General features: G+C 71.2%; 15 protein-coding genes. 6 read left to right on the plus strand and 9 right to left on the minus strand.

Annotation, left to right across the window (positions count from 1 at the left end; all coding sequences use genetic code 11):
- The first annotated feature begins 41 nt into the window (after positions 1-41).
- Positions 42-1,307, plus strand: a complete 1,266-nt coding sequence (locus ACZ6ZP_RS04660; protein WP_469405515.1) for an acyltransferase family protein — start codon at positions 42-44, stop codon at positions 1,305-1,307.
- A 9-nt stretch (positions 1,308-1,316) separates the two neighbouring features.
- Here the strand turns inward: ACZ6ZP_RS04660 and ACZ6ZP_RS04665 are convergent, their stop codons facing one another.
- From ACZ6ZP_RS04665 to ACZ6ZP_RS04675, 3 genes are read right to left on the minus strand one after another with little or no spacing between them, the layout of a single operon-like run.
- Complete coding sequence (locus ACZ6ZP_RS04665; RefSeq protein ID WP_351160570.1) at positions 1,317-1,766, minus strand: HD domain-containing protein; 450 nt, start codon at positions 1,764-1,766, stop codon at positions 1,317-1,319.
- Between the two features lie 36 nt (positions 1,767-1,802).
- Positions 1,803-4,268 (minus strand): ABC transporter permease, encoded by a 2,466-nt coding sequence (locus ACZ6ZP_RS04670; protein ID WP_469405516.1) that lies wholly within the window; start codon positions 4,266-4,268, stop codon positions 1,803-1,805.
- A gap of 45 nt (positions 4,269-4,313) precedes the next feature.
- Positions 4,314-5,150 carry an ABC transporter ATP-binding protein gene (locus ACZ6ZP_RS04675; protein WP_469405517.1) on the minus strand — a complete coding sequence of 279 codons (837 nt, stop codon included), beginning with the start codon at positions 5,148-5,150 and terminating at the stop codon, positions 4,314-4,316.
- A 259-nt stretch (positions 5,151-5,409) separates the two neighbouring features.
- Between ACZ6ZP_RS04675 and ACZ6ZP_RS04680 the strand changes: the two genes are divergently transcribed.
- Positions 5,410-6,591, plus strand: coding sequence for a cation:proton antiporter (locus ACZ6ZP_RS04680; RefSeq protein WP_351160577.1), 1,182 nt, complete (start codon positions 5,410-5,412; stop codon positions 6,589-6,591).
- Here the strand turns inward: ACZ6ZP_RS04680 and ACZ6ZP_RS04685 are convergent.
- Positions 6,577-7,737, minus strand: coding sequence for a PP2C family protein-serine/threonine phosphatase (locus tag ACZ6ZP_RS04685; RefSeq protein ID WP_351160580.1), 1,161 nt, complete (start codon positions 7,735-7,737; stop codon positions 6,577-6,579). The genes ACZ6ZP_RS04680 and ACZ6ZP_RS04685 overlap by 15 nt on opposite strands.
- Before the next feature lie 129 nt (positions 7,738-7,866).
- On the opposite strand from ACZ6ZP_RS04685, the gene ACZ6ZP_RS04690 reads away from it, so the two are divergent.
- Positions 7,867-9,096, plus strand: coding sequence for a GNAT family N-acetyltransferase (locus tag ACZ6ZP_RS04690; protein ID WP_469405520.1), 1,230 nt, complete (start codon positions 7,867-7,869; stop codon positions 9,094-9,096).
- Between the two features lie 9 nt (positions 9,097-9,105).
- On the opposite strand, the gene ACZ6ZP_RS04695 is transcribed toward ACZ6ZP_RS04690, so the two are convergent.
- From ACZ6ZP_RS04695 to ACZ6ZP_RS04705, 3 genes are all read right to left on the minus strand, one after another.
- On the minus strand, positions 9,106-9,339 hold the full coding sequence (locus tag ACZ6ZP_RS04695) for a superinfection immunity protein (protein WP_351160586.1): 234 nt from the start codon (positions 9,337-9,339) through the stop codon (positions 9,106-9,108).
- 66 nt (positions 9,340-9,405) lie between these two features.
- Positions 9,406-10,227 (minus strand): Fpg/Nei family DNA glycosylase, encoded by an 822-nt coding sequence (locus ACZ6ZP_RS04700; RefSeq protein WP_351160589.1) that lies wholly within the window; start codon positions 10,225-10,227, stop codon positions 9,406-9,408.
- A 148-nt stretch (positions 10,228-10,375) separates the two neighbouring features.
- A complete protein-coding gene (locus ACZ6ZP_RS04705) occupies positions 10,376-10,861 on the minus strand; it encodes a ribose-5-phosphate isomerase (protein WP_351160591.1) in 486 nt (161 codons plus the stop codon).
- A gap of 174 nt (positions 10,862-11,035) precedes the next feature.
- Between ACZ6ZP_RS04705 and ACZ6ZP_RS04710 the strand changes: the two genes are divergently transcribed.
- Positions 11,036-12,526 carry an amino acid permease gene (locus tag ACZ6ZP_RS04710; RefSeq protein ID WP_469405523.1) on the plus strand — a complete coding sequence of 497 codons (1,491 nt, stop codon included), beginning with the start codon at positions 11,036-11,038 and terminating at the stop codon, positions 12,524-12,526.
- Here the strand turns inward: ACZ6ZP_RS04710 and ACZ6ZP_RS04715 are convergent.
- On the minus strand, positions 12,523-13,572 hold the full coding sequence (locus ACZ6ZP_RS04715; protein WP_469405525.1) for a serine/threonine-protein kinase: 1,050 nt from the start codon (positions 13,570-13,572) through the stop codon (positions 12,523-12,525). The genes ACZ6ZP_RS04710 and ACZ6ZP_RS04715 overlap by 4 nt on opposite strands.
- 142 nt (positions 13,573-13,714) lie before the next feature.
- Between ACZ6ZP_RS04715 and ACZ6ZP_RS04720 the strand changes: the two genes are divergently transcribed.
- Complete coding sequence (locus ACZ6ZP_RS04720) at positions 13,715-15,076, plus strand: FAD-binding oxidoreductase (protein ID WP_383818891.1); 1,362 nt, start codon at positions 13,715-13,717, stop codon at positions 15,074-15,076.
- A gap of 6 nt (positions 15,077-15,082) precedes the next feature.
- Here ACZ6ZP_RS04720 and ACZ6ZP_RS04725 read toward each other — a convergent pair whose 3' ends face one another.
- Positions 15,083-15,661, minus strand: a complete 579-nt coding sequence (locus tag ACZ6ZP_RS04725; RefSeq protein ID WP_351160597.1) for a biotin transporter BioY — start codon at positions 15,659-15,661, stop codon at positions 15,083-15,085.
- Between the two features lie 268 nt (positions 15,662-15,929).
- Between ACZ6ZP_RS04725 and ACZ6ZP_RS04730 the strand changes: the two genes are divergently transcribed.
- Positions 15,930-17,348, plus strand: a complete 1,419-nt coding sequence (locus tag ACZ6ZP_RS04730; protein WP_383818894.1) for an amino acid permease — start codon at positions 15,930-15,932, stop codon at positions 17,346-17,348.
- The last annotated feature ends 133 nt before the right edge of the window (positions 17,349-17,481 follow it).

Raw genomic sequence — 17,481 nt, forward strand, 5'->3', positions numbered from 1 at the left:
CGGTCCCGGATCGTCTCACCGAGCTCTTGGTGGGAGGGCCTGTGACGAACTCGGTTCACCCGCACGGCCGCCACCGGGCGCCGCTCCCCCCGGCACATGTGCCGGCGGACGGAGTACCTGGCCCCCGCGCCCCCCAGTCCACCATGGCCGCGACTCTTCCCCACGCCCCGGCCGGCACCACCGCTCGACCCGGCTCCCTGGGCCACGCAGGCTCCACGGGCCACCCCGGTTCCACCACCGGCAAGCCCGTCTCCACGGGTCAACCCGCCAAGCAGCGCGACTCGTTCTTCGACAACGCCAAGTATCTGGCGATCGTCCTGGTCGCCATGGCGCACGCCTGGGAGCCGTTGACGGACGGCAGCCGCGCCGCAGAGGCGCTGTACATGACCGTCTACACGTTCCACATGCCGGCGTTCATCCTCATCTCCGGCTACTTCTCGCGCAGCTTCGACATGCGGTCCGACCGCCTCAAGCGCCTGGTGACCGGCATCGCCGTGCCGTACGTCATCTTCGAAGTCGCGTACACCTTCTTCAAGCGCTACGCGGACGACGATCCGACGCAGCCGATCAGTCTGCTCGACCCCTGGTACCTCACCTGGTTCCTGGTCGCGCTCTTCGTCTGGCGTCTGACGACCCCGCTGTGGAAGCTGGTGCGTTGGCCGATTCCGCTCGCGCTCGCCATCGCCGTGCTCGCGTCGATCTCGCCGGACATCGGTGACGACCTCGATCTGCAGCGCGTGCTGCAGTTCCTGCCCTTCTTCGTGCTCGGTCTGTTCATGAAGCCCGAGTACTTCCAGCTGGTGCGGCGCCGCGAGGTGCGGCTGCTCTCCATCCCGATCTTCGCGAGCGCACTGCTCCTCGCGTACTGGGCCGGGCCGCGGATGACCTCGGCCTGGTTCTACCGCCGGGACAGCGCGCAGGAGTTGGGCGCGCCGTGGTGGGCCGGTGTCGTGATGACGCTGGCACTGTTCGGCTGCTCCGCCATCCTGACCGCCTGCTTCTTCGCGTGGGTTCCGCGCCGGAAGATGTGGTTCACGGTGCTGGGCGCGGGCACGCTGTACGGCTACCTGCTGCACGGCTTCCTCGCCAAGGGCTCGCGCTTCTGGGGCTGGTTCGAGAACTACGAGTGGATGCACACGCCTGCCGGCGAGGTACTCGTCTCGCTGGTGGCCGCGGCTGTGGTGACGCTCCTCTGTACGCCTCCGGTGCAGCGGATGTTCCGCTTCGCCATGGAGCCGAAGATGGAGTGGGCGTTCAAGCGGGACGCCGCGGCGCTGGCCAGGGAGCGGGCCAAGTCCTCGGCTTGACCGCTCGGTTCACAGGCCCAGCAGGGCGCGCATGTTGGTGTACTTCGCCGTGAGGCGAGTGCGGGTCGGCCCGTCTAGCTCTGCTAGACGGGCCGGATTCGCGTTGTGGGCCAGGTCCGCCTCCTTCACCAGGCGGGCGCCGGGGGTTTCGAGGATGCGGGCGGCGTACGCCTGCGGGGACTCGCCCGGTTGTTTGGTGAGGGCGCGGACGATGGCCTTCGTGTACGGGGTGAGGGGCGCGGCCTCCAGCCACTCCTCGGTGAGGGCGTCGTCCTCGATGGCGTCGTGGAGCCAGGCGGCGGCGATCTGTTCCGGCGAACCGCCTCGGGCCTCGACCCCGTCCGCCACGGCTCGCAGATGCTCCGTGTAGGGGCGGCCCGCTTTGTCCTTCTGGGTGGCGTGGGCCTGGCGAGCGATGGCCTCCACCTCGGGCAGGGAGAGGGCGGGGTCGGGATTCATACGGGGATTGTCTCCCCGACCCCGCACAAGACGGCCTCAAACGCCGGACGGGCCGGATTCCCTCAACGCCGCCCTCGCCGGCAAGGCCGTCGCCGCCAGGCCCAGCGCCAGTGCCGCTCCCGCGAAGGACCCGTACAGCAGCGGTGGGATGTACGGGGATTCGCCCGTCAGGCCCCTCATCATCGGGACCAGTGTCGCCAGGGCGATCGCCGAGCCGATCACGATGCCCGCGCCGGCGACCAGGAGCGCCTCCCACCGCACCATGAGCATCACCTGGCGCCGGGTGGAGCCGATCAGGCGCAGGGTGTCGAGCTCGCGGCGGCGGTCCAGGACCGTCATCACCAGGGTGTTGGCCGCGGCGATCGCGGCGAAGCCGCCGAGTACGGCCGCCATCACCGTGTTCGCCCAGGCGTTGACCGCGCGTTCGGTGGACTGCGCCCTGGCGTAGCCGTCGCGGTCCTGGAGCGTGCCGAGGGCGGTGAGGGCCTGCGGTGCCTCGCCCTTCGTCCAGATCTCCGAGGAGAAGGACGACGTCACGTGGGGTTTCAAGTCCGCGGCGGGGAGCGTCACTTGGGAGAGGCCCAGGCCCCTGCCGTACGTGGCCACCACCTTCGGTGACGCCTTCGTGCCGTCGGGCAGCCGCAGCGCGATCCGCTCGCCCGTCTTCACGTGCGCGGAGTCCGCCAGCTTCGCGTCCACGGCGATCTCGCCCTTGCCGAGCGAGGCCATCGTGCCGCTCCTGACGTCCAGGTCCTGGACCGTGGCCAGGTCACGGGACGAGCCCGTCACGCCCTGCGTCGACGCCGTCTCCAGCCAGCGGTCGCCGCCGGAGCCCACCGGCACCAGGACGGAGGTCTTCAGGAGGCCCACGGCCGAGGTGACGCCCGGCGCCCGTCCGGCCTTCGTCACGCCGTCCGGGGTCGCTCCCGCCCCCGACACGGAGAGGATGTGGTCCGCCGTGATGCCCTCGCGCTGCTGGTCGGCGGCGACGCGGTCCTCGCTGGTGTGCATGAAGACGAGGGTCGACGAGAACGCCATCGCGAGGACGATCGGGGTGATCGCGGAGGCCAGACGGCGGGCGTTCGTACGGGAGTTGGCCGCCGCGAGCTGGGCGGAGGCGCCCGCACCGCGCAGCGGAAGTCCGAAAAGGGCCGCACAGCCGCGGGCGACCAGCGGGCCGAGCAGGGCCACGGCGAGCATGAACAGCATGACGATGCCGAGCGCCACGTTGGCCGCGTCGTCGCCCGTCAGGGAGGAGGCGACGCCGGACAGGACGCAGCCTCCGACGGCTGCCGCGATCCCCAGCGGCGTACGGATCCAGCCGAAGCGCAGGCGTTCCACGGAGGACTCGCTCAGGGCCTGGCCCGGCCTGATGCGGGAGGGCCGGCGGGCGGCCAGGTAGCCGGAGAGCAGCGCGGCGAGCACGGCGGCGCCGATGGCCGAGACGAGGGGGATGAAGGAGACCGAGAGGTCCAGGGTCTGCGGGAGGGCGCCCTTCTCCTTGAGCTGGCCGAACCACCACCTGGCCAGGGCGATTCCGGGCAGGACGCCGACCGCTCCCGCGAGGGGTGCGACGAGCAGGGACTCCGTGGCGATGGTGCGGCGGATCTGGCGGGGCGTCGTGCCGATGGCCCGCAGGAGCGCGTACTCACGGGCGCGCTGGCCTACGGAGAGCGCCACCGTGCCCGCGGCGGTGAACATGGCGACCATGGTGGCGATGCCGCCGAAGGAGCCGCCGATCCCGGTGAGCAGTTCCTTGGCGTAGGCGAGCTCGGAGCCCTCGGCCTCGCTGCGGTCGTCGCCGGTGTGGACGGCGGCCTTGCCGCCGACGGCGTGCGCCACCTGGGACTTGAGGGCGTCGTCGGTGACGCCCTTCTTGGGCAGGACGGCGATGGCGTCGATGCGGTCGGGGTGGCCGGAGAGGCGTACGGCCTCGGAGTCGGCGAACCAGGCGGTGGGTGCGCCCTGCCGGGACTCGACGGTGCCGGAGACGCGGAAGTCGCGCGGTCCGTCCGCCGTGGTGAGCGTGGTGCGCTCGCCGACGGCCGCGCCGGGCGCGGCGAGGACGACCTCGCCGGGCTGCGGGGCGCGGCCCGCGGTCAGTTTCTCGCCGGTGAAGGACGTGGAGCCCCAGCCGTGTGCGGTGACGCCCTTGCCGCCGGACTGCACCGGGAAGGTGACGTCCGGGACGGCGGTGCGCGCGCCGGGCACCGAACGTGCCTTCGCCAGGAGGGAGTTGTCGATGCGGGCCCGGTCGGGCAGCGGGGTGTTCGACTCGGACCGGCTGTCTCCGCTGCCCGTGACGAAGCGGGCCGTCTGCTCGGCCGCGGCCACCACGGGGGCACCCGCGTACCGGGTGGGCGGCACCGATGCCCGCGCCCCGGTCTCCAGGAGGATGCCGCAGGCGGACACGATCATCGCGGCCATCATCAGCGCGACGAACGTGCCCACGAAGGCGGCGGGTTTGAAGCGGACGGCGGCGCGGGCGAGGCCGTTGGGCATGGGGATTCTCCGGAGTCCGTGGAAGGGCGGGGCCGTGGTGCGGGGCTAGGCCGCCGCTGTCGCGTACGCCGGAGCCGTCAGGGTCGTCATGCGCCGCGCGATCTGCTCGGCGGAGGCTCGCTCCAGGCGGTCCACGATCGCGCCGTCGGCGAGGAAGAGGACGCGGTCCGCGTAGGCGGCCGCGCCCGGGTCGTGGGTGACCATGACGACCGTGGCGCCCATGCCGTCGACGGCCGAGCGGAGCAGGGTGAGGATCTCGGTGGCCGTGGTGGTGTCCAGGGCTCCGGTCGGCTCGTCCGCGAAGATCACGTCCGGGTTCGTGACCAGGGCGCGGGCGATCGCGACGCGCTGCTGCTGGCCGCCGGAGAGCTCGCCGGGGCGGCGCTTGTGCTTGTCGGCGCCGAGGCCGACGCGGGCGAGCATGTCGGAGGCCTTGCGGCGGTCGGGGCGGTGGCCCGCGAGGCGCATCGGCAGGACCACGTTCTGCTCGACGGTCAGCGAGGGCAGCAGGTTGAAGGCCTGGAAGACGAAGCCGAGGCGGGTGCGGCGCAGCGCGGTCAGCTTGTTCTCGCTCATGGAGGTGATCTCCGTGCCGCCCAGCCTCACCGTCCCCTCGCTGGGCCGGTCGAGCCCCGCCGCGCACTGCAGGAAGGTGGACTTGCCGGAGCCCGATGGGCCCATGACGGCGGTGAAGCTGCCGCGCTCCAGGGCGAGGTCGATGCCGCTGAGGGCGTGCACGGCGCCGGAGCCCCTGCCGTACTTGCGGCGTACACCGTGCAGTTCGACGGCCCAGTCGGTGCCGCGCGGTGCCGCGCCGGGCATCGAGGGCACCGTCGGGGACCCCGGTCCTTCGACTGCTTCCTTCTTGCGCCGCAGCCCCATGGCTCTCTCCGCCTTCCGTAGGTGATGCCTCGAACGTACGGATTCGGGGGTGGTGTGGACCATGAGGTCCCCCGGCGAATCGGGGGTGGGGATAGCCCCCGCAGCGAGCGGATGTACGCCATACAGAGTTGCCGCGTAAACCCTTTGGTAAGCTAACTATTGACGCGTTCTTGACGCTCCCTTTGCCATCGACGTGCGGAGTGTGCGTCTTCGGATCACCAGGAGGAACGGCATCGGACACGCAGACACCCTGATAGCCATGGGCGGCGCCTTTCTCGCCGCCGCCGTGCTCGCCCGCGTGGGCGGCCGCATCGGACTCCCCACCATTCCGCTCTTCATCCTGGCCGGGATACTCCTCGGCCCTCACACCCCCGGCGTGGTCCTGGTCTCCGACCCCCACGACCTGGAGATGCTCTCGGCGCTCGGCCTGGTGCTGCTGCTCTTCTACCTGGGCCTCGAGTTCCACATGGACGACCTCAAGACGGGCGGCCGCAAGATGGCCCTCGCCGGAGGGACGTATCTCGCGCTGAACGTCGGCGCGGGCCTGGGCTTCGGATTCGCCCTCGGCTGGGGCACCTCCGAAGCGCTGGTCCTCGCCGGAGTGCTCGGCATCTCGTCCTCGGCGATCGTCACCAAGGTGCTCGTCGACACCGGCCGGCTCGGCAACCCCGAGACGAAGCCGATCCTCGGCATCATCGTCGTCGAGGACATCTTCCTCGCGCTCTATCTGGCCGCGCTGCAACCCGTCCTGTCCGGCGCCGACAGCCTCGCGGCGGCCGTCATGGACGGCGGCAAGGCGTTCGGCTTCCTGCTCCTTCTCGCCCTCGTGGCGCGCTTCGGCACGAAGGTCGTCGGGCGGCTCATGGACACCCGTGACGACGAGCTGCTCGTCATCTCCTTCCTCGGCGCCGCGGTCTTCGTGGCCGGGGTCTCGGAGTGGTTCGGGGTCGCGGACGCGATCGGCGCGTTCATGGTCGGTCTGATGGTGGGCAGTACGGCGTCCGGCGAGCGCGTCCGCAAGCTCGTGCACCCCCTGCGGGACGCGTTCGGGGCGATCTTCTTCTTCGCCTTCGGCCTCTCGATCGACCCCGGCGACCTGCCCGTGGTCCTCTGGCCGGTGCTCGCCGCCGTGGCCGTGACGCTGCTCATGAACGTCCTGGCGGGAATCGGTGCGGCGCGTGTGTACGGCTTCGGGGCGGGCCCCGCGGCGAACATCTCCACCACCCTGCTCGCACGCGGCGAGTTCGCCCTGATCCTGGCGACGATGGCGGCCACCGCGGGCCTCGACGAGCGGCTTTCGCCCTTCATCGCGGGGTACGTGCTGCTGCTCGCGGTGCTCGGCCCGCTGGCGGCGACCCGGGCCCACTGGCTGGCCCGGATCCTGCCGGGCGGGCGCGATCCCGCCCCCGATCCCGAGCCGGAGATGTCAGGCGCCCACTGACGGCTCCCGGCAGATCAGCAGCAGCGCCCGGTCGTCGTTGACGTCCTTCGCGACCGCCTCGATCAGGTGCCACGCGGCGCCGTGGAAGCCGCCCGCCACATAGCGGTCGGCTTCCCCGGTGAGCCGGTCGATGCCCTCGCTGATGTCGCGGTCGGAGGTCTCGACGATGCCGTCGGTGAACAGCATCAGTACGTCGCCGGGCTGCAGGGAGCCCTTCACCGGGTCGAACTGGGCCCCGTCGTAGACCCCCAGGAGGGGGCCGTCGGCGACCTTCTCCTCCCAGCGGCCGCTGCCCGCGCTGAGCTGCAGGCCCGGCGGGTGGCCCGCCGAGAAGAGTTCGTAGTCGCCGGTCTCCAGGTCCAGGACCAGATGGATGGAGGTCGCGAAGCCCTCGTCCCAGTCCTGGCGCAGGAGATAGCCGTTGGCCGCGGTCAGGAACGCGTGCGGCGGCAGCGAGCCGAGCAGACCGCCGAAGGCGCCCGACAGGAGCAGCGCGCGGGAGCCCGCGTCCATGCCCTTGCCCGAGACGTCCGTGAGGACGACCTCCAGGGTGCGGCCGCCGTTCGTGCGGGCCGCGACCACGAAGTCCCCCGAGAAGGACTGGCCGCCCGCGGGGCGCAGGGCCATCTCGCGGTGCCAGCCCCGGGGCAGCTTCGGCAGCTTGCTCTGTACGCGGATGCGTTCGCGCAGGTCGAAGAGCATCGTTCCGCCGCCGCGCCACGGCACCCCGACCCGGCTGCGGAACTGGGCGATGATCAGCCCGAAGAAGCCGCAGGCCGCGACGACCAGGACCACGCCGGGCGTGACCCGCGACGGCCCCTGCGTGTACGGGCCGAGCTGGACGGACTCCACGATGAGCGCGGCGGCTGCCGTCGCGTACAGGCCGAGCAGGCTGGAGGGCCGCAGCAGCAGGCCGCCGGCCACGATGGGCAGGACCAGCGCGGAGGGCGCGAACCAGACGTTGTTGACGATGGTGCAGAAGGTGATCACCGGGATGGTGACGAGCAGGCCCGCCAGCGCGATCCAGTCCGAGCCGTCGCCTCTGAAGTAGTCGACCCCGGATTTGCGCAGCCCTATGCGCGCCCGGTGGATCCGCTTCTTCATCCGGGCTGTGAACGTCTCGGCTTCCGCTCGCCTGCCTGCCATTGCTCCCGGACCCTATCCACCGGGCCAGGCACTTCGCACGGGAGGTGCCGGTTGTCCCCCGTCAGAGGCATGCGGCGGCCACGCGAAAATCCTGTCGCTCCGCCCGCTTCACCCTGGTAGGCATGGCATATGACGACGGAATTGCGGGAGTTGCGCCAGGAAGACTGGGACGAGTACTACGGGACGCTGGAGCTCGCCTTCGGCGGCGTCGCCGAGGCGAAGGAGGAGCACGAGCTCTGGAACGCACTGACCGAGTTCGACCGCTTCTTCGGCACCTGGGAGGGCGAGACCTGCGTCGGCACGACGGGAGCGTTCAGCTTCCGCCTCTCCGTGCCGGGGGGCTCACTGGTGGACGCGGCCGGTGTGACGATGGTCAGCGTCGCGGCCACGCACCGGCGGCGCGGGATCCTCACGTCGATGATGCGGCGCCAGCTCGACGACGTACGCGCGAAGGGCGAGTGCCTGGCCGTGCTCACGGCCTCCGAACCCGCCATCTACGGACGGTTCGGGTACGGCGCGGCGACCCTGCAGATGAAGGCCGAGATCGACACGGCACGCGTGCGCCTGTCGCTCCCGGCCGGCACCGATGACGTACGCCTTCGGTACGCCAAGCCCGCCGACGTCCACGCGGCGTGCGAGGCGCTGTACGCACGACGGGTGAGCGAGCGGCCCGGAATGCTGGCCAGGCAGCCGGGCTGGGAGCGGCTCGGGCTGCTCGACCCGGAGAGCGAGCGGCACGGCGCGTCACCGCTCCAGTGCGTGCTCGCCGAGCGCGACGGGGAGCTCGTGGGGTACGCGCGCTTCCACGTGAAGCCCGAGTGGGACGCGGCGGGCCCCAAGGGCACGGTCAAGCTGCGCGACCTGGAGTCCCTCGACCCGGCGGCGAACGCGGCGCTGTGGCAGTTCCTCTTCGGCATCGACCTGACGTCGACGGTGGAGGCGCACAGCCGCCCGGTGGACGACGCGGTGCTCCACCTCGTCTCGGACGTGCGGCGCTGCGGGCTCCAGGTGAAGGACTCGCTCCACGTACGTCTGGTGGACGTGGGGGCCGCCCTGGAGGCACGCGCCTACCGGACGCCGGTGAACCTGGTGTTGGAGGTCGACGACGCCTTCTGCCCCTGGAACACGGGCCGTTGGCGGCTCAAGGGCGACGTGAAGGGCGCGACCTGCGAGCGCACCGAGGACGACGCCGATCTCGCCCTGTCCGTACGGGACTTGGGGTCGGCCTATCTCGGCGGCATCTCCCTGACGTCACTGGCGGCCGCGGGCCGGGTGCGGGAACTGCGCCCGGGCGCACTGGCCGAGGCGACGCCGGCCTTCGGGTCGGACGTCGCGCCGTGGCTGCCGCACGGGTTCTAGCCGGGGGCTTCAGAGGAGCTGGGGCGTCGGGACGCTCTTCGGCTTGCGGGTCGCCAGATAGAGGGCGACCAGCCAGCCGATGAGCGAGGCGCCGAGGAAGAGGTTGATGACGAGGATCACCCAGCGGAGTTCGACGTCCCGGTTGAAGGCGATGAGGGACGGCAACAGGAAGACGGCGACGAAGAGCACGCCGACCGCGATGGCCAGCGGCCCGTCCATCCAGCTTGCTTCGAACCCGAACATGAGATCCCCCGTTGAACTGGCGTTTCGGTCAAGCGGTGATCTTATGCGAGCCGCCCGTCCGCGGGCTCAGGACACCGTTCCCTGACAGGAGGGGCACCAGAACAGATTGCGGGCGGCGAGATCGGCGGTGCGGATCTCGCCGCCACAGATGTGGCAGGGCATCGTGGCCCTGCGGTACACGTACACCTCGCCGCCGTGGTCGTCCACGCGCGGCGGGCGGCCCATCGCCTCGGGCGTGTGCTCGGGCCGCACGGTGTCGATGCGGTTGAGGCGCACGCCCTCGCGCATCAGGCCGACCAGGTCGTCCCAGATCGCCGTCCACTGGGCGGGGCGGATGTCCTTGCCCGGGGTGTACGGGTCGATGCGGTGCCGGAAGAGGACCTCGGCGCGGTAGACGTTGCCGACGCCCGCGATGACCTTCTGGTCCATGAGGAGCGCGGCGATGGTGGTGCGGCTGCGGGAGACGCGGGCGTAGGCCTTGTCCGGGTCGTCGGCTTCCCGGAGCGGGTCCGGGCCGAGGCGGGCGTGTATCGCCTGCTTCTCCTCGTCCGTGATGAGGGCGCAGGTCGTGGGGCCGCGGAGGTCGACGTACGCGTCGGTGGTGGCCAGGCGGAGGCGGACGGTGTCCGTGGGCGGGTTCGCGGCGGCCGTGCCGCCGAAGGTGACCTTGCCGAAGAGGCCGAGGTGGATGTGGATCCAGCCGGTTTCGGCGAAGCCGAGGAAGAGGTGCTTGCCGTGGGCCTCGGCGGTGTCCATCTCCTGCCCGTTCAGCAGGGCCGCGCTGTCGGAGAACTTGCCCTGGGGGCTGGTGACGCGGAGGGGGCCTCGGCCCTCGAAGCGGGCGCGGTGGTCGTCCGCGAGGCGGTGAATGGTGTGCCCCTCCGGCACGGTTCCTCCCAAGGGGTGCGGGTTGATCGGAGCCGCCCCTCGGCGCACCGGAAATCACCGGCTTCGCCGGGTTCGTCCTCGAACGCCGGACGGGCTGAGAGTCCAGCCCGTCCGGCGTTCGGAGAGAAGAGAAGAGAAGAGAAGGGTCTCAGCCCTGCGGGTGGTGGGCCGGGATCGGAGGCAGTTCGCCCGTGGACTCGTAGGCCGACAGCATGTCGATGCGGCGGGTGTGGCGCTCCTCGCCCGAGTACGGCGTCGACAGGAAGATCTCGACGAACTTCGTCGCCTCTTCCCGCGAGTGCATCCGGCCGCCGATCGACACCACGTTCGCGTCGTTGTGCTCACGCCCGAGCGCGGCCGTCTGCTCGCTCCAGGCGAGGGCGGCCCGCACCCCCTTCACCTTGTTCGCGGCGATCTGCTCCCCGTTGCCGGAGCCCCCGATCACGATGCCGAGCGACTGGGGGTCCGCCGCCGTCTTCTCCGCGGCGCGGAGGCAGAAGGGGGGGTAGTCGTCCTGGGCGTCATAGATGTGGGGCCCGCAGTCGACGGGCTCGTGGCCGTGGCTCTTGAGCCACTCGACCAGGTGGTTCTTCAGTTCGTAGCCGGCATGATCCGAGCCGAGGTACACGCGCATGCGACTGAGTGTGGCATGTCGCGGGGCGGGTAGCGGCGTCCGGGGGCAGGACCTTGGTCACCAAGGTCTGGGCCTTCGGGCCGGAATATCACGATCCGGAGTCAGGACTTCCGTCACGTACACCGCTGAGTTTGAATGCGTGGGCTCGTGACCCGAGAACTTAAGGATTCGTCCATGACCTCGCAACCCTCCCTTGCGAAGGCAGACCGCAACCCCGTAGACCCTGGGGATTCGCAGTCTGGAGACACCGGTGACGGCCTCAAGGCCGGGCTGAAGAACCGCCACCTCTCCATGATCGCCATCGGTGGCGTCATCGGAGCGGGACTCTTCGTCGGCTCCAGCTCAGGTATCGCCGCCGCAGGGCCCGCCATCCTCGTCTCGTACGCCCTCGTCGGCACGATGGTCGTCCTGGTGATGCGGATGCTCGGCGAGATGGCCGCCGCACGGCCCACGTCGGGCTCCTTCTCCACCTACGCCGACCAGGCCCTCGGCCGCTGGGCCGGTTTCTCCATCGGCTGGCTCTACTGGTTCTTCTGGGTCGTGGTGCTCGCGGTGGAGGCCACCGCCGGAGCCGTCATCCTCAACGGGTGGATACCCGCCGTCCCGCAGTGGGGCTGGGCGCTCATCGTGATGGTGGTGCTCACCGCCACCAACCTCGTCTCGGTCGGCTCCTACGGCGAGTTCGAGTTCTGGTTCGCCGGGATCAAGGTCGTCGCCATCGGCGGGTTCGTGATCATCGGTCTGCTCGCCGTCTTCGGCGTGCTGCCCGGCTCCGACAACCCCGGCGCCGGATTCGCGCACCTCACCGACGCGGGCGGATTCATGCCCAACGGCGCGGGCGCCATCCTCACGGGCGTCCTCATGGTCGTCTTCTCGTTCATGGGCTCCGAGATCGTCACGCTGGCCGCCGGTGAGTCCGAGGACCCGCAGCGCGCCGTCACGAAGGCCACGAACAGCGTCATCTGGCGTATCGGCGTCTTCTACCTGGGCTCGATCTTCGTCGTGATCACGCTGCTCCCGTGGGACGACAAGTCGATCCTCAAGGACGGTTCGTACGTCGCCGCCCTGAACTCGATCGGCATCCCGCACGCCGGTCAGGTCATGAACGTCATCGTCCTGACCGCCGTCCTCTCCTGTCTCAACTCCGGGCTCTACACCGCTTCCCGCATGGCCTTCTCGCTCGGCCAGCGCGGTGACGCGCCCAAGTCCTTCGCGCGCACCAACGCGCGCGGTGTGCCGCAGGCCGCGATCCTCGGGTCCGTCGTGTTCGGCTTCGTCGCCGTCTGGTTCAACTACCAGTGGCAGGACACCGTCTTCGACTTCCTGCTGAACTCCTCGGGCGCGGTGGCCCTCTTCGTCTGGCTGATGATCGCGTTCACGCAGCTGCGGATGCGCGGCATCATCCTGCGCGAGGAGCCGGAGAAGCTGGTCGTGAAGATGTGGCTCTTCCCGTACCTGACCTGGGTCACGATCGCGATGATCTCGTTCGTGCTCGTCTACATGCTGACCGACGAGGCCGGGCGCAAGCAGGTGCTGCTCTCGCTGCTCGCGGCGGCGTTCGTGGTCGCGTTCTCCGTCATCCGGGAGAAGGTGCGGCCCCGCGTCGACGCCGGCACCGGCACTGACGCCGAGACCGACAAGGTCGGCACCGGCGTCGACGCCTAACCGGTGCGGTCCGACGGTGGCGTGGTCGACGTACCCGCCACCGTCGGCGGACGCGTGCTCGGTCCCGGCGAATCGCTGCCGCCGGGACCGCGCGCGGTGAAGAACATGACGGCTGCCACGGCGGCCGCGACCAGCAGGACCACGGCGGTCAGGACGTGGGGCCGCCAGCCGGCCCCTGCCCGATCGCCGTCCGGCTTTCGGGGCGGCCGCGGGGGCGGTGCCGTGAGCGCCGCCCGCAGCGCCTCCTCCACCTCGTCCAGGTCCGGCCGCCGCGCCGGGTCCTTGACCAGGAGCGCCGACAGAAGAGGACGCAACCCGCTCGGTTCGGGCGGCAGTTCGGGCGCGTCGTGCAGGACGGCCACCAGCGTGGTCAGGGCCTCCTCGCGAGCGAAGGGCGAACTGCCCCGCAACGCCGTGCAGAGCGTCGCGCCCAGGGACCAGAGGTCGGACGGCGGGCCCTGCGGAGCCCCCGAGACCCGCTCGGGCGCCATGTACTCGGGCGAGCCCACCAGCAGTCCCGTCTGCGTGAGCCGCCCGGAGTCCTGGAGCGCGGCGATGCCGAAATCGGTGAGGACGATCCGTCCGGCGGGCCCCCCGGCACCCATCAGGACGTTCTCGGGCTTGATGTCGCGGTGCAGTACGCCCGCCGCGTGCACCCGGCGCAGCGCCGCGACCAGGGCCAGGCCGACCCGGGCCGCGTCGCGCTCGTCCAGCGGCCCCTCCTCGTCGACGTACCGGGCCAGGGAACGCGCCTCGACGAGCTCCATGACGATCCAGAGCCGGCCGTCCTCCTCGGCGACGTCATAGACGCGTACGACACCGGGGTGATCGATCCGCGCGCTGGCCCGCGCCTCGCGCAGCGCACGCTCCCTGCGGACGCGGGCGTCCTCGGCGTCCAGGCCGTCCGCGATGTCGATCCGCATCTCCTTGACCGCCACGCGGCGGTCGAGGAGCTCGTCGGCCGCGCGCCACACGCGCCCCATGCCGCCCTGGCCGACCACGTCGATCAGGCGATAGCGGCCCGCGACCACTGAAAGCTCCGGCATGGGCGCTCACCCCCGAGTCCCCTTTCATGACAGCACAGTTCGCCCGGTTCCCGAAGAGCCGGAAAACTTGACGGCGGATGTCAGGTTTTCCGGGGAGGCTCTGACGCGTCAGCCAGCACCGCGCACTCCTTGGAGGACCACCGTGGACTTCACCGACGGGCAACCCGACCAGCGACTCGACCAGCGCCTTGTGTTCCGGCCCGGCGACGACGGGTACGCCGAGGAGATCGCCGGATTCCAGACCGGCTTCACCCAGCGGCCCGCCATCGTGTTCGGGGCCGAGAGCGCCGATGACGTCGTCGCCGCCGTGTCGTACGCCGCCGATGCGGGGCTGCCCATCGGTGTGCAGGCCACCGGGCACGGTCTTCCCGGGGCCTCGGAGGGCGGCGTACTGATCAGCACCCGGCGAATGGATTCCGTCCGGATCGATGCCGACGCGCGCACGGTCACCGTGGGCGCGGGCGTCCGCTGGGGCCAGGTCGTCGAGGCCGCGGCGGCGCACGGACTCGCGCCGCTGAACGGTTCGGCGCCGGGCGTGGGCGCCGTCTCGTACACGCTGGGCGGCGGGCTCGGCATCCTGGCCCGGGAGTTCGGGTACGCGGCCGACCACGTCCGGTGGCTCGACGTCGTCACGGCGGACGGCACGCTGCGCCGCGTCACGGCGCGGGCCGAGCCCGAGCTCTTCTGGGGCCTGCTCGGCGGCGGGGCGAACCTGGGGGTGGTGACGGCCCTGGAGATCGGCCTGGTGCCGGTGGCGCGGCTGTACGGCGGGGCGATCGAGTTCGACGGCGGGGAGGTCGACCCGGCGGACGTGCTGCGGGCGTACGAGGCGTGGACGCGGACCGTGCCGCGGGAGCTGACCTCGTCGGTGGCGGCGCTGGTCTATCCGGACATCCCGCAGCTGCCGCCGCATCTGCGGGGCCGCTATCTGGTGACGGTCCGGGTCGCGTACACCGGCTCCGAGGCGTCGGGCGAGCGGCTGGTGGCGCCGTTGCGGGAGATCGGGCCCACGGTCTCGGACTCGCTGCGGGAGATGCCGTACACCGACAGCCACACGATCCACAGCGACCCGGACTTCCCGCACTCCTACTACGGGGACAGCGTGGTGGTGCGCGAGCTGGACGTCGCGGCGGCGTGCGAGCTGCTCGCGCTGACCGGTCCGGCCGCCGAGCAGATGCACGTCGTCCAGATCAACCAGCTGGGCGGGGCCCTTGCGAAGCCCGCGGGGAACGCGGTGCCTTACCGGGACGCGGGGTGGCTGGTGCGGGTGCTCTCACCCTTCGAAGCCGGTGACGACGCGGGTCTCGACGCGGTGCGGGCCGTGCAGGCGCGGGCGTTCGGACTTTTCGCGCCGGAGGTCGAGGGGCGGCTGCTCAACTTCGCCTTCGCCGCCGGGGACCGGCCCGAGGGGCTGTACGACGCCGGGACGCGAAAGAGGCTCGCCGGGCTGAAGGCCACGTACGACCCGGCGAACCTCTTCAGGCGGAACTACGACGTCGGTTGACCGGCGTCAGCGGTCGAGGAGCTTCCACGCCGTGGGCAGCGCGCCCATCGCGAGCGCGGCCTTCAGGGCGTCGCCGATCAGGAAGGGCGTGAGCCCGGCGGCGACGGCCTGGGTCATCGACATGCCGGTCGCGGCGGCGAGGTACGGGACACCGACCGCGTAGATGATCGCGGAGCCGAGCACCATCGTGCCCGCGGTGCGCAGGACGGAGCGGTCGCCGCCGCGGCGGGCGAGGGCGCCGACCACGGTGGCGGCGAGCAGCATGCCGAGCACGTAGCCGAGGGACGGGGCGGCGACGCCGGAGCCCGCCTCCGCGAACCACGGCATGCCGGCCATGCCGACGAGGGCGTACACGGCGAGGGCGAGGAAGCCGCGGCGGGCGCCGAGGGCGGTGCCGACGAGGAGGGCGGCGAAGGTCTGTCCCGTCACCGGTACGGGGGAGCCCGGGACGGGCACGGCGATCTGGGCCGCTATGCCGGTCAGGGCGGCGCCCCCGAGGACGAAGGCCGCGTCCTTCGCGCGGGACGCGGGGAGCAGGTCCGCGAGGACCTGGCCGGGACGGGAAGAGACGGCGGCGATGCTCATCGGGACTCCGCGGGTTCTGGGACGGGCAGGTGGGACCCCGCGACGCTATCTCAGGCGGGGGCGCCTCTCACGGTGTACGGGTGACAAGGTGCGGGGCACCTTGTTGGTGGGCACTGTACAAAGCGATGGGCGTACCCCTGCGGGGAGCGTGACGCTCGTCACTGAGGTGGGCGGCGCGAGGGTCCCGTTTTGCGTACGGGGATGCCGCCCGGGGAGACTGTAGGTTCCCGCCAATTTCTTTGTGAGCCCGAGAGCAGCGCTAAGCACCATGCACGACGCAACCCCCGATTCATCGGCGCCCGGCAGTGGGGGCACGACGGCGACGGAGCCCGAACCTCTCGGCGGAGGTCTCAAGCAGCGCCATCTCACCATGCTCGGGCTCGGTGGGGTCATCGGGGCGGGGCTCTTCGTCGGGTCCGGGGCCGGGATCGCCGTGGCCGGGCCGGGCATCGTCGTCTCGTACCTCATCGCCGGTGCGCTCGCGATGTGCGTGATGCGGATGCTCGGCGAGATGTCGGCCGCGATGCCCGCGTCCGGGTCCTTCTCCGTGCACGCCGAGCGCGCGCTCGGCCGCTGGGCGGGGTTCAGCGTCGGGTGGCTCTACTGGTTCCTGCTCGTGGTCGTGCTCGCCGTGGAGGCGACCGGCGCCGCGCAGATCGCCAACGGCTGGGCGCCGGGGGTCCCGCAGTGGGCCTGGGTGCTGATCTTCATGCTGGTGTTCACCGCCGCCAATCTCGCCTCCGTGAAGAACTTCGGCGAGTTCGAGTTCTGGTTCGCCGCCCTGAAGGTCTTCGCGATCGTCGCGTTCCTGGTCCTCGGGCTGCTCGCGATCTTCGGGGTGCTGCCCGACACGGACCCCGTGGGCCTCACCAACCTCACCGGACACGGCGGCTTCCTGCCCAACGGCTGGGAGGGCGTCACCTCCGGTGTGCTCGCCGTCGTCTTCGCCTTCGGCGGCCTGGAGGTCGTGACGATCGCGGCAGCCGAGTCCGACGACCCGGTGCGCTCGGTCGCCCGCGCCGTGCGCAGCGCCGTCTACCGCATCCTCTTCTTCTACGTCGGCTCGATGCTGGTCATCGTGACGGTGCTGCCGTGGACGGCGGAGAAGGCGGGCGTCAGTCCGTATGTGACGGTCCTGGACTCGATCGGGGTGCCGTCCGCCGGCACGATCATGAACATCGTGGTGTTCGTCGCGCTGCTCTCGGCGCTGAACGCCAACCTCTACGGCTCGTCCCGGATGGTCTTCTCGCTCGCCGAGCGCGGCGAGGCCCCCAAGGCCCTCCTGAAGGTGTCGGGCGGCGGGGTGCCGCGCCGGGCGGTCCTCGCGTCCGTCGCCTTCGGCTTCGTGTCCGTCGTACTCAATCTGAAGTGGCCCGACTCGGTCTTCCTCTACATGCTCAACTCGGTCGGCGCGGTGCTCCTGTTCGTGTGGGCGCTGATCGCGGTCTCGCAGCTGCGCCTGCGCCGCCGCATCGAGCGCGAGGCGCCGGAGCGGCTCGTCCTGCGGATGTGGGCGTTCCCCTACCTGACGTGGGCGGCGCTCGCGGCGATGGCGGCCGTGATCGGGCTGATGCTGACCGACGACGGGGCACGGCCGCAGCTGCTGTGGTCGGCGGGCGCGACGGGCCTGGTCCTCGCGGTCGCGGGGCTGCGGGAGTGGCGCGAGAAGCGCATGAAACGGGCGTGAACAACTTGTGTCCGCTTCTTCACAACGTGTGAGCGTCGTGTCCGTATAGCGGTCAGGTGTTCCCTGTCAGCGGTACCGGACTTCAGACTGTGGGCCGCTCGCTCCCCCGTCTCGGCTACTGAACAGGGCACGC

The sequence above is a fragment of the Streptomyces sp. NPDC054047 genome, assembly GCF_055585065.1.

Bases quoted from the DNA above. Each gene is read 5' to 3' on its own strand.
- ACZ6ZP_RS04665 (WP_351160570.1), bottom strand. From the start codon at position 1,766: ATGAATCCCGACCCCGCCCTCTCCCTGCCCGAGGTGGAGGCCATCGCT.
- ACZ6ZP_RS04670 (WP_469405516.1), bottom strand. From the start codon at position 4,268: ATGCCCAACGGCCTCGCCCGCGCCGCCGTCCGCTTCAAACCCGCCGCC.
- ACZ6ZP_RS04675 (WP_469405517.1), bottom strand. From the start codon at position 5,150: ATGGGGCTGCGGCGCAAGAAGGAAGCAGTCGAAGGACCGGGGTCCCCG.
- ACZ6ZP_RS04680 (WP_351160577.1), top strand. From the start codon at position 5,410: ATGGGCGGCGCCTTTCTCGCCGCCGCCGTGCTCGCCCGCGTGGGCGGC.
- ACZ6ZP_RS04685 (WP_351160580.1), bottom strand. From the start codon at position 7,737: ATGGCAGGCAGGCGAGCGGAAGCCGAGACGTTCACAGCCCGGATGAAG.
- ACZ6ZP_RS04690 (WP_469405520.1), top strand. From the start codon at position 7,867: ATGACGACGGAATTGCGGGAGTTGCGCCAGGAAGACTGGGACGAGTAC.
- ACZ6ZP_RS04695 (WP_351160586.1), bottom strand. From the start codon at position 9,339: ATGTTCGGGTTCGAAGCAAGCTGGATGGACGGGCCGCTGGCCATCGCG.
- ACZ6ZP_RS04705 (WP_351160591.1), bottom strand. From the start codon at position 10,861: ATGCGCGTGTACCTCGGCTCGGATCATGCCGGCTACGAACTGAAGAAC.
- ACZ6ZP_RS04710 (WP_469405523.1), top strand. From the start codon at position 11,036: ATGACCTCGCAACCCTCCCTTGCGAAGGCAGACCGCAACCCCGTAGAC.
- ACZ6ZP_RS04715 (WP_469405525.1), bottom strand. From the start codon at position 13,572: ATGCCGGAGCTTTCAGTGGTCGCGGGCCGCTATCGCCTGATCGACGTG.
- ACZ6ZP_RS04725 (WP_351160597.1), bottom strand. From the start codon at position 15,661: ATGAGCATCGCCGCCGTCTCTTCCCGTCCCGGCCAGGTCCTCGCGGAC.
- ACZ6ZP_RS04730 (WP_383818894.1), top strand. From the start codon at position 15,930: ATGCACGACGCAACCCCCGATTCATCGGCGCCCGGCAGTGGGGGCACG.